Annotated in this window: 4 protein-coding genes; all 4 read left to right on the top strand. The window is 64.2% G+C overall.

Going from position 1 to position 12,081, the window contains the following annotated elements; genetic code table 11:
• The first annotated feature begins 16 nt into the window (after positions 1–16).
• Positions 17–835: an N-formylglutamate deformylase gene (hutG, locus tag NKH03_RS20790; RefSeq protein ID WP_352970204.1), complete on the top strand. Its 819-nt coding sequence runs from the start codon at positions 17–19 to the stop codon at positions 833–835.
• A gap of 30 nt (positions 836–865) precedes the next feature.
• The gene (gene hutU, locus NKH03_RS20785) at positions 866–2,536 is read left to right on the top strand and encodes a urocanate hydratase (RefSeq protein WP_352970202.1); all 1,671 of its coding nucleotides are present in this window, start codon (positions 866–868) and stop codon (positions 2,534–2,536) included.
• A gap of 11 nt (positions 2,537–2,547) precedes the next feature.
• On the top strand, positions 2,548–3,135 hold the full coding sequence (locus tag NKH03_RS20780) for a HutD/Ves family protein (protein ID WP_352970200.1): 588 nt from the start codon (positions 2,548–2,550) through the stop codon (positions 3,133–3,135).
• Between the two features lie 267 nt (positions 3,136–3,402).
• Positions 3,403–12,006 carry a glycoside hydrolase family 94 protein gene (locus NKH03_RS20775; protein WP_352970198.1) on the top strand — a complete coding sequence of 2,868 codons (8,604 nt, stop codon included), beginning with the start codon at positions 3,403–3,405 and terminating at the stop codon, positions 12,004–12,006.
• The last annotated feature ends 75 nt before the right edge of the window (positions 12,007–12,081 follow it).

The following is a 12,081-nucleotide window of genomic DNA, read 5'->3' as shown; positions in this document are numbered from 1 at the left end:
CGCAGGGGGATCTCTCATGATGTCACCCTCCTGGCTCACGGTCACGCGCGGCACGGCCCCGTTGCTGGTGTCGATCCCGCACACCGGCATCGATCTCGCGGGCCTCGAGAACCGGCTGGTGTCGCCCTGGCTCGGCCGCCGCGATTGCGACTGGTGGATCGACAAACTTTACGATTTCGCCACCGACCTTGGGGCGACTGTCGTGCATACGTCGATTTCGCGCACGGTCATCGACGTCAACCGTGATCCGTCCGGCGCGTCGCTCTATCCCGGTCAGGCGACGACTGGCCTGTGTCCGACCGAGACTTTCGATGGCGATCCGCTGTATCGGGAGGGCGAAGAACCGGGGCCGTCGGAGATCGACGAGCGGCGTGAAAAATTCTTCGCACCCTATCATGCCGCTCTGCAGGCCGAGATCGACCGGCTGCGAGGCCTGCACGGAAAGATCGTCGTCTATGACTGCCACTCGATCCGCTCGGTGCTGCCGCGCCTGTTCGATGGCATGCTGCCGGTGTTCAATCTAGGCACCAATGACGGCAAGAGCGCCGATCCGGCCCTGCAGGCGATGATCGGTCAGATCATGGCCGAAACCGGCGAATCCGCTGTCGTCAATGGCCGCTTCAGGGGCGGCTGGATCACACGCCATTTCGGCCAGCCACAACAGGGCGTGCATGCGCTGCAGATGGAGCTCTCCAACCGCGGCTACATGCGCGAGCCCGACGGCAAGGGTATGCCGGACAATTGGCCAGTGCCTTACGATGCCGAGTTCGCAGCACCGATCCGCGCGACGCTGCGGAAAATCCTCGAGGCCGCGACATCCTGGGCGCGCGTCTGACAGACATCAGGTCCTTTTTGGAGTGACGCCATGAACAATCCTCGCCACAACATCCGCGAAGTCCGCAGCCCGCGTGGCAGCGAAATCAGCGCGCGCTCCTGGTTGACGGAAGCGCCGCTGCGCATGCTGATGAACAATCTCGACCCGGACGTCGCCGAAAATCCCAACGAGCTCGTTGTCTATGGCGGCATCGGCCGGGCGGCACGCACCTGGAACGATTTCGACCGTATCGTCGCCTCGTTGAGGACGCTGGCCGATGACGAGACTTTGCTGGTCCAGTCGGGCAAGCCGGTCGGCGTCTTCTGCACCCATCCCGACGCGCCACGCGTGCTGATCGCCAACTCCAACCTCGTGCCGCATTGGGCGACCTGGGAGAAATTCAACGAGCTCGATAGGAAGGGCCTGATGATGTACGGCCAGATGACGGCCGGCTCGTGGATCTACATCGGCACGCAAGGCATCGTCCAGGGCACCTACGAAACCTTCGTCGAGGCCGGCCGCCAGCATTATGGCGGCAATTTGAAGGGAAAATGGATACTGACCGGTGGACTTGGCGGCATGGGCGGCGCCCAGCCGCTCGCCGCCGTCATGGCTGGTGCCTGCTGCCTGGCGATCGAATGCAATCCCGACTCGATCGATTTCCGCCTGCGCACACGCTATGTCGACGAGAAAGCCGAGACACTCGATGAAGCGATGGCGATGATCGAGCGCTGGACCAAGGCCGGCGAGGCGAAGTCGGTCGGCCTGCTGGGCAATGCCGCTGAGATCGTCCCCGAAATATTCAGGCGCGGTATCCGCCCCGATATGGTCACCGACCAGACTTCGGCTCATGACCCCATCAATGGCTATCTGCCGAAGGGCTGGAGTATGGCCGAATGGCGCGAGAAGCGGGTCAGCGACCCCAAGGCGGTCGAGAAGGCCGCCCGCGCATCGATGCGCGAACATGTCGAGGCGATGGTGGCGTTCTGGAACGCGGGTGTGCCGACGCTCGACTATGGCAACAACATCCGCCAGGTGGCCAAGGAAGAGGGGTTCGAGAACGCTTTCGCCTTCCCCGGTTTCGTGCCGGCCTATATCCGTCCGCTGTTTTGCCGCGGCATTGGCCCGTTCCGCTGGGTGGCCCTGTCGGGCGATCCGGAGGATATCTACAAGACCGACGCCAAGGTGCGCGAACTGACGCCCGGCAACACCCATCTCCACAACTGGCTCGACATGGCGCGTGAGCGCATCGCCTTTCAAGGCCTGCCGGCGCGTATCTGCTGGGTTGGGCTCGGCGACCGGCATCGGCTCGGCCTCGCCTTCAACGAGATGGTGGCCAAGGGTGAGTTGAAGGCGCCCGTCGTCATCGGTCGCGATCACCTCGATTCCGGCTCGGTCGCCTCGCCGAACCGTGAGACGGAATCCATGAAGGACGGCTCGGACGCTGTGTCCGACTGGCCGCTGCTCAACGCACTGCTCAACACGGCATCGGGCGCCACCTGGGTGTCGCTGCACCATGGCGGTGGCGTCGGCATGGGCTTTTCCCAGCACGCAGGCATGGTCATCGTTGCCGACGGCACGCGCGAAGCGGCCAAACGCCTGGAACGGGTGTTGTGGAATGACCCGGCGACCGGTGTGATGCGCCACGCCGATGCCGGTTACGAAATCGCCATCGAATGCGCCAAGGAGCACCAGCTCAACCTGCCCGGCATTCTCGGCTGATTGCCTGACCGATGCGCATCCTGCGGGCAGCCGAATACCGGTCGATGCCGTGGAAGAACGGCGGCGGCGTGACGACCGAGATCGCCGTTTCGCCGACTGGCGCCGGGCTCGACGACTTCGACTGGCGCGTCTCGATTGCGCGCGTCGAATCGAGCGGCCCGTTCTCGCAGTTTGCCGGCATCGATCGCACCCTTGCCGTGCTCGAAGGCGAGGGCATCGTCCTCGAGATTGCCGGTTATCCGCCGACATCCATAAACAGGGCGACCGCCCTGTTTTCCTTCCCGGCCGACGTGCAGACCTCGGCCACGCTGATCGGCGGGCCGATCACCGATCTCAATGTCATGACCCGCAGAAGCCGGATGACGCATTCGGTCGAACGCCTGGTCGTTTCGGCTCCCGTGGAAATCAGGACCGAGGCGAGGACGACCCTGATCCTATGCCTGGACGGGGACATCACCGTGGGCGACATCGGATCGGTTCTCCTCGGAGCTTTGGACACGCTGGTAACGGACCCGAGCACCGCTGGCGTGCTTGTCCAGCCTGCCCACGCCACGACACTGTTCGTGATCCGGATCGGCGGCATTTCCGACAACGGTTAACGCCTGTTTCCAAACATGATCGCGATGCCGACGAATTATAGCGTAAGCTGACGGCGGGCATCACGAAAAAGCCCGAATCCTTTCCGTCGATCGATCCCGACGGGAAGAGGGGCGCTCATCGTTGTTTTTCGCTGAGATGACGCCCTGTCGTGGTGCGGAAACAAACTTTCGGCAAATGGGGTTTATGCAACCAATTGCATTTGAATCGGTTTTAGGGCCATTGCCGTGGCGGTGACGCCGCTGACTGCCCCGCTTACGGAATTTTCAATGAATATTCAGACGACCCCTGCCCAAATCGAGAAGACAAGCGCGAGCTTCCCGGCCATCACCGAAGAGCCGATCCGCTCCAATTACCTGCCTGAAGAGCGCCTTCGGCTGCTCGGTGAAAGGCTGGCAAAAGGCGACCTCACGGATTTGTTCGGCCTGACGCCTTTCGATTTTCAAGCCCGTGTCCGTGACAGTGCCAAGAAGATTTTGGAAGTCTACCGGTCGACGAATGCGGCGCAGGCGAGGGGCGAGACGATCACGCCGTCGGCTCAGTGGCTGCTCGACAACAATTATCTGGTCGAAGAGACTATTTTCCAGGTCAAGCGCGATCTGCCGCGCCGCTTCTATCGCCAGCTGCCGACCCTGAAACTGCCGGATAACGATAGCGTTCCGCGCGCGCTGGCGCTGGCCTGGACCTATGTGGCGCATTCGGACAGTTCCGTCTCGGCGACGATGTTCAAGGCAATCGTCCAGGGTTTTCAATCGGTCGAGCCGCTGAAGATCGGCGAACTCTGGGCGCTGCCTTCCCTGTTGCGCTTCGTCCTGATCGAAAATCTCCGCCGGCTGGCGGTCAGGGTCAACCGCACCCGTCAGATGCGCCAGATCGCCAATGATGTGGCGGACAAGGTTCTGGCCACCGACGACAGTGCCGACCGGCAGGCGATCCTGTCCAACTTCAGCGCCCATGCGCAGGACACCACCTTCGCCACCCAGCTGCTCTACCGTCTGCGCGACGGATCGCAGAATGCCGGCAAGGCCCTGGAATGGCTGGAAAGCGAACTCGAAAAGGCCGGTTCCGACGCCGAGGAAATCATCATTTCCGAACATCACACGCTGTCTAGCGGCAATGTGACGACGGGCAACATCATCCGCGGTCTGCGCCTCATCAACGACATCGACTGGACCGTGTGGTTCGAAGGCGTCAGCCGCATCGACACAGTGCTGCGCGAGCGCACCGATTTCTCCGCGCTCGACTTCTTCTCGCGTGATCAATACCGGACCGCGATCGAGGAACTGGCGCGCCGCTCGGGCCTTTCGGAATATCGCGTCGCCGAAAAGGCCATCGAGCTGGCCGGCCACGCCGCCGGCGAGACCATGTCGGGCGATGACATAGCCAATGCCGTCCCTGCCGCATCCGCCCATACCGATGTCGGGTTCTTTCTCGTCGGACCGCGTCGCCTGGAGCTGGAGAAGGCGATCGGCTATCGGCCGACCATCAGCCAGACGGTCAAACGCACCTTCCGCAAGACCGGGTGGCTTGGCATCGTCGTACCGGTGTTTGCGCTGACGGCCCTGCTTCTCGTCCTCTCCGGCAACGCACTCACCAATCTCGGTCTGTCGGTGCCGTCGATCGTCCTGATGCTGGCGCTGTTTGCCGTGCCGGCCAGCGAGGGCGCGCTCGCCTTCTTCAATACTGTCGTATCGCTGTTCCTCAAACCGACGCGCCTCGTCGGCTACGATTACAGGCACGGCGTACCGCCCGAGGCGCGCACGCTGGTGGTGGTGCCGTCGCTGATCGGCTCGCGCGACGATGTCGAGGAGAACATTCGCAATATCGAGGTGCATCATCTCGCCAACACGGCCGATGAAATCCATTTCGCGCTGCTGTCAGACTGGCCCGACAGCAAGACCGAGGTCGATGCGGCGGATACTGAAATCCTCGAGTTCGCCCGCGCCGAGATCGCCCGTCTCAACGACCGCTATCCCTCCGAAGGCGCGCCGCGTTTCTACATCCTGCACCGGCGCCGGCTGTTCAATGCGGCTCAAGGGTTCTGGATGGGCTGGGAGCGCAAGCGCGGCAAGCTGCACGAGCTCGACCTTCTGCTGCGCGGCGACAGCGACACCACGTTCTTGCCGCTCGACGTGCCGCTGCCGGAGAGCGTCGTCCATGTGATGACGCTCGATGCCGACACGCGCACCACCCGCGACGCGGTCGCGACCTTGGTCGGCAAGCTTTGCCACCCGCTCAACCGCCCGCATTTCGATGCCAGCAAGCGCGTCGTCACCGCCGGCTACGCGATCCTGCAGCCGCGCATCACCGCGTCGCTGACCAGCGGCGACGACGCGTCGTTTTTCCAGCGGGTCTTCTCGGCCAATCGCGGCCTCGACCCCTATGTCTTTGCCGTGTCCGATCTCTATCAGGACGTCTTCGGCGACGGTTCCTTCACCGGCAAGGGGCTCTACCATGTCGATGCCTTCGAGGCGGCGCTGCAGGGCCGCATCGATGAAAACACCATCCTCAGCCACGATCTGCTGGAAGGCGCGCTGGCGCGCGCGGCGCTGGTCACCGACGTCGAACTGGTCGAAGACTATCCGACGCGCTACTCTGTCGATGCCTCGCGCCACCATCGCTGGGCACGCGGCGACTGGCAGCTCCTCGGCTTCATGCTCGATCCGCGCTCCGGCGTGCCGGCTCTGTCGCGCTGGAAGATGATCGACAATCTGCGCCGCTCGCTGACGCCGATCTTCTGGGTGATGGCGGCGATCGCCGGCTGGACGCTGCTGCCCTTCACGCAGGCCGCGCAATGGCAGGCCCTGCTGATCCTCAGCCTGTTCATGGCGCCGACATTCGACATCGTCAACGCCATTCTGCCCAAGAGTGGCGACCAGACGCCGCGCGGCCATTTCTCGGCCCTGGCACGCGACGTGGCCTTCGGCACCGCCATGGTGGCGCTGAAGATCGTGCTGATGGCGCACAACGCCTGGATGATGGGCGACGCCATTGTCCGCACGCTCTACCGGCTGTTCGTCAGCCGCCAGAACCTTTTGGAATGGCGCACCGCCTCGCAGGCGCACAAGGCGGGCGACAATGATGTCGGATCGTATTACGGCATGATGTATGGCGCCGTGATCATCGGCTTCGTCGGCCTTGCCATTCCGGTGCTGGCCGATTCGACCGGCGCCTTCGTTGCCTTCTTCTTCGCCCTGTTCTGGATTGGCTCGCCCGCCATCGCCAGCTGGATCAGCCGTTCGGCTGAAACCGAGGATCGTCTGCGCATATCGCAGGCCGACATCCATACGTTGCGCACGGTGGCGCGGCGCACATGGCACTATTTCGAAAGCTTCGTGACATCGGAGCATCACCATCTGCCGCCGGACAATTTCCAGGAAAGCCCGGCGCCGGTGGTGGCGCCGCGCACCTCGCCGACCAATATCGGCGTCTACCTGCTGTCCGTCGTTTCCGCCCGCGATTTCGGCTGGATCAGCCTGTCCGACGCCATCACCCGCATCGACGCCACCATGTCGACGATCGAGGGCATGCCGCGCGACCGCGGCCACCTCTTCAACTGGTATGACACGACGACGCTGAAGCCGCTCTACCCGCTCTACATCTCGGCTGTCGACAGCGGCAATCTTGCCGGCCATCTGGTGGCGGTGGCGGCAGCCTGCGCCGAATGGGCGGAAGCGCCCTCCGTCCATCTTCAGGGCGATTTCGAAGGCATTCTCGACACCGTCACCATCCTCGGCGAAAGCCTCGATGAGCTACCCGACGACCGTCGTCAGCTGCGCCCCCTGCGCCAGCGCCTCGCCGACCGTCTCGACGGCATGCGGCGCGCGGTCGACACCATCAAGGCGCAGCCGGAAATGGCGTCGATCCGCACCATCAACCTGGCTGTCCTGGCCGGCGAGATCCGCAAGCTTGCCACCGCCATCCACACCGAGGCGGCATCGCCCCAGAGCGACGTTATCGTCGACTGGGCGGCAAGGCTGGAAGCCACCTGCGAAGCCCACGTCCTTGACGCGCACAGCGACGACAACGCCGTCGAGGCGCTGCGTGCCAAGCTGCTCACCTTGCGCGAGCGCACGCGCCGCTTCGCCTTCGAGATGGATTTCTCATTCCTGATGCGGCCGGAACGCAAGCTGCTGTCGATCGGCTACCGGGTCGAGGAACACCAGCTCGATGAAAGCTGCTACGACCTTCTGGCTTCCGAGGCGCGGCTGACCAGCCTGTTCGCCATCGCCAAGGGTGACCTGCCGACCGAGCACTGGTTCCGGCTCGGCCGGCCGATCGTCGAGATCGGTTTCCAGGGCGCGCTGATGTCCTGGTCCGGCTCGATGTTCGAATATTTGATGCCGCCGCTGGTGATGAAGGAGCCGCAAGGCAGCATTCTCAACCAAACCAGCAAGCTGATCATCAAGCGCCAGATCCAGTATGGCCGCCAGAAGAACGTGCCGTGGGGCATTTCGGAAGCGGCCTACAATGCCCGCGACCGGGAACTGACCTACCAGTACACCAATTTCGGCGTGCCTGGGCTCGGGCTGAAGCGCGGCCTTGGCCAGAACACGGTGATCGCGCCTTACGCCACGATACTCGCGGCACAGTTCAACCCGCGCGAAGCCGTGCAGAATCTCGCCCGCCTCAGGGAAGTCGGCGCACTAGGCCGCCACGGATACTACGATGCCGTCGACTTCACGCCGCAGCGCGTGCCGGAAGGCACCGACCATGTCGTCGTGCAGAACTACATGGCGCACCATTCGGGCATGTCGATCGTGGCGGTCGCCGACGCCATTTTCGAAGGTCGCATGCGCGACCGCTTCCACAGCGATCCGGTCATCGAATCGGCCGAATTGCTGCTGCAGGAGCGGGCGCCACGCGACATTCCGACCGCGACCGTCAGGACCGAGGCCGACGAACGCTCCAAGGACGAGACCGAGATCGAGAGCCCCGACACCCGCATCGTGCTCAACCCGCTGCAATCGCTGCGCTCGACCAACGTCATGTCGAACGGCCGTTATTCGGTGATGGTCACGGCGACCGGCTCGGGCTACAGCCGCTGGGGCGATCTCGCCGTCACCCGCTGGCAGCCGGACCCGACCGAGGACCGGCTTGGCTCCTACATCTTCCTGCGAGACGCCGATACCGGCGACTGGTGGTCGGCGACATCGGAGCCGAAGCGCGCGGCCGAGGAAACGGCGCAGACCTTGTTCTCCGACGACAAGGCGAGCTTCGTCAAATCGGTGGGCACGTTGCGCTCCGAGGTCGAATGTATCGTCATTTCGGAAGGCAATGGCGAGGGTCGTCGGGTCACGCTCTACAATGACGGCCCATCCGACCGTCGCATTGAAGTAACCTCCTTTGCCGAACTGGTGCTCGGCCTGGAAGCATCTGATTACGCGCATCCGGCGTTCTCGAAGATGTTCGTGGAAACCGAAATCTCTACGAATAACGCGGCGATCTTCGCCACACGGCGTAAGCGCGAGACCAGCGAGCCGGATATCGCCATGGTGCATTTCGTCACCGATCCGTCCGGATCGGCGCGCGACGCCGAGGCCGAGACCGACAGGCGCGCCTTCATCGGCCGAGGCCGTACCATCGTCGACGCAGCCGCGTTCGATCCGGGCGCCAGGCTCGGCGGCCATTCAGGCTTCACGCTCGATCCCGTCGCCTCGCTGCGCCGGCAAGTGCGCGTGCCGGCCAACAAGAAGATATCGTTGACCTTCTGGACCGTGGTCGGCGCCGGGCGTGCCGAACTGGACGAGGCTATCGCCCGGCTCGATCATCCCGAAAGTTTTGCCCGCCAGGCCATGCTCGCCTGGACGCGCAGCCAGGTCCAGACGCGTCATATGGGCCTCAGCCTGACCGATGCCGCCAATGTGCAGAAGCTGGCGCGCTATCTGATCTATCCGGATCCGTTCCTGCGTCTTCCGGCCGAATCCATCACCACGGGGCTGGGCAAGCAGTCGAGCCTGTGGCCGACCAGCATTTCCGGAGATTTCTCGATCTTCCTGGTCAGAATCGGCGATGTCGCCGATCTCGAAATCGTTGCCCAGGCGCTGCGTTTCCAGGAATACATGCGCACCCGCGGCATGATGATCGATTTCGTCGTCGTCAACGAGCAGGCGTCCTCCTATGTCCAGGACCTGCAGCGAGCGGTCGAGACGCTGTGCGAAAACAGCCGCTTGCGCGGCAAGGAGCTCGGACCTCGCCAGCACATTTTCGCGGTGCGCCGCGACCTCATGGACGAGACGACCTACAAGACGCTACTCGCTGTCGCCCGCGTCGTCCTGCACACGCGCAACGGCACCATCTTCGACCAGATCGAGCGGGCCGAGGCGGCGGCCCTGCAGGCCCGCGACGCCCTGCTGCCGGCGGCTTTGCCGGTTCCGCGTGAACTGCCGTCCCTGGCGCCCACGATGCAAGCATTTACCTCGCAGGCGATCGCTAATGTCAGCGCCGATGGAAGCGGGCTCCGCCAGTGGAATGGATTTGGCGGTTTCGACGGCGACGGGCGGCACTACGTCGTGCGCCTGGCTGGCCGGCGCACCACACCGCAGCCATGGATCAACGTCGTCTCCAACGCCTCGTTCGGCTTCCATACCTCCGCCGAGGGGGCTGCCTTCACCTGGAGCCGCAACAGCCGCGACTACCAGTTGACGCCATGGTCGAATGATCCGGTCTCGAACCGGCCGGGCGAGGGCCTCTATATTTACGATCAGGCCAGCGGCAAGGCGTTCTCGCCTCTCGCCGCCATGGTGCGCGATCCCTCGATGACCTACGAGGCCTGGCATGGCCAGGGTTTCTCGACCTTCCGCGCGAAGCGCGGGCCGCTGTCGATGGATCTCACCCATGTCGTCGATCCGGTAGACCCGGTGAAGATTTCGCGGCTGCGTATTCAGAATTCCGGCTCGGTGCCGGCGCGCCTGCGTGTCTATGCCTATGCCGAATGGGTGCTCGGCGGGCATCGGTCGCGCACGGCGGCAACCATCGTTCCATCTCGGGACGCTGCCAGCGGCGCGTTGCTGGCGCAAAACCCCTACGGCCTCGATTTCAGCGAGCGGGTGGCCTTCCTTGCCACCGATGGCGGCGTGCACTCGGTGACATCAGATCGCTCGGAGTTCCTGGGCCGGCACGGCTCCAGCGAGCTTCCGCAGGCGGTGCTGAGCGGTGCCGCACTATCGGACCGTGTCGAGGCCGGCGATGATCCGTGCGCGGCGATCGCCCGCGACATCGAGATCCCGGCCGGCGGCGACGTGACGCTGCTTTGGCTGCTCGGTGACGCCGAGTCCGCCGAGGAGGCGAGCACCTTGGTGCGGGAGCACCGGGTCAAGGATTTCGACCAGCGTCTGGCCGACAATGAGCGCGAGTGGCGCGGCTTCCTCGACACCATCCAGGTGGAGACGCCGGACAAGTCGCTCGACGCCATGGTCAATCATTGGCTGCCCTATCAGAGCCTGGCCTGTCGCATCCGCGCCCGCTCCGCCTTCTATCAGGCCAGCGGTGCCTTCGGCTTCCGCGACCAGCTGCAGGATACGCTGGCGTTGCTGGCGCATGACCCGCAGCTGGCGCGTGACCAGATACTCAACGCGGCGCGGCGGCAGTTCCCCGAAGGCGACGTGCAGCACTGGTGGCTGCCGCGCACCGGCGCCGGCGTGCGCACGCTGATCTCCGACGACGTGGTCTGGCTGGCCCACGCCACGGCCCGCTATCTGCTGGTCACCGGCGATGCCACCATCCTGAAGGAGCAACTGCCCTTCATCGACGGACAGGCGTTGGGCGAGGGAGAGCACGATGCCTTCTTCACTCCCGAGGTTTCGAAGAAGACGGCGTCGCTCTACGACCATTGCGCGCGGGCGCTCGACCTCGCCATCAAGCGCAGCAGTCCCGCGGGCCTGCCGCTGATCCTTGGCGGCGACTGGAACGACGGCATGAACCGCGTCGGCGGTCAGGGCAAGGGCGAGAGTGTCTGGCTCGGCTGGTTCCTGTTGAAGACTCTGGGTGACTTCGCCCCCGTTGCCAAGTCCGAGGGCGATGCCAAGCGTGCACAGGCCTGGGCAAAGCATGCCGATGTGCTGAAGCGGGCGCTTGAAAGCACGGCATGGGACGGCGAATGGTACCGGCGCGGCAGCTTCGACGACGGCAGCCCGCTGGGGTCGCGGACCTCGCGGGAGTGCAAGATCGACTCGATCGCCCAGTCCTGGAGCGTGCTTTCGGGAGAGGGCGATCCGGCACGGTCGACGACGGCGATGGAGCAGGCGACGAAGCTGCTCGTCGACGACAAGCTCAAGATCGTCAAGCTGTTCACGCCGCCCTTCTCGAAGACGGAGAAGGATCCGGGCTACATCAAGAGCTATCCGCCCGGTGTGCGCGAGAATGGCGGCCAGTACACCCACGCCGCCACATGGTTCGTCATCGCGCTCGCCGAGATGGGGCGCACCGACGAGGCCTATCGCTGTTTCTCGATGCTGAACCCGGTCAACCATGCGACCGACGAGGCCTCGGCCGAGCACTATCGCGTCGAGCCCTATGTCGTGGCGGCCGATATCTATGCCGGGGACGACAATGCCGGCAACAGCAAGGGCGGCCGTGGCGGCTGGACCTGGTACACGGGCTCCGCCGGCTGGCTCTACAGGGCGGCGGTCGAAGGCATTTTGGGCATCGAGCGGCGCGGCAAGCGCGTCCAGTTCAAGCCGAAACTGCCCAGTCACTGGGACGGCTATTCGGCGACCCTCAAGATGCTGGGGGCGGAACTCAAGGTTCGTGTCATCCGCGACAATAAGGCCAAGGCCGTGTCGCTGGAGGTGAATGGGGCAAAGACCAAGGCTTCGGCGCTCGAACTGAAGGATGGCGAAGTTACCGACGTCGTCGTCAGGATCCCGGCCTGATGCATGTTGCCTAAAAAGCGCGCTCTCAGGCCCGGGCCCGGGAGCGCGGTTTTTGGACGATGACAGGATTAGAGG

This window comes from Mesorhizobium sp. M1406, assembly GCF_040317555.1.
GTDB lineage: Bacteria > Pseudomonadota > Alphaproteobacteria > Rhizobiales > Rhizobiaceae > Mesorhizobium.
Note: the sequence above shows the minus strand (reverse complement) of the source record. Positions and strands in the feature narration are given on the sequence as shown.

Bases quoted from the DNA above. Each gene is read 5' to 3' on its own strand.
- hutG (WP_352970204.1), top strand. From the start codon at position 17: ATGATGTCACCCTCCTGGCTCACGGTCACGCGCGGCACGGCCCCGTTG.
- hutU (WP_352970202.1), top strand. From the start codon at position 866: ATGAACAATCCTCGCCACAACATCCGCGAAGTCCGCAGCCCGCGTGGC.
- NKH03_RS20780 (WP_352970200.1), top strand. From the start codon at position 2,548: ATGCGCATCCTGCGGGCAGCCGAATACCGGTCGATGCCGTGGAAGAAC.
- NKH03_RS20775 (WP_352970198.1), top strand. From the start codon at position 3,403: ATGAATATTCAGACGACCCCTGCCCAAATCGAGAAGACAAGCGCGAGC.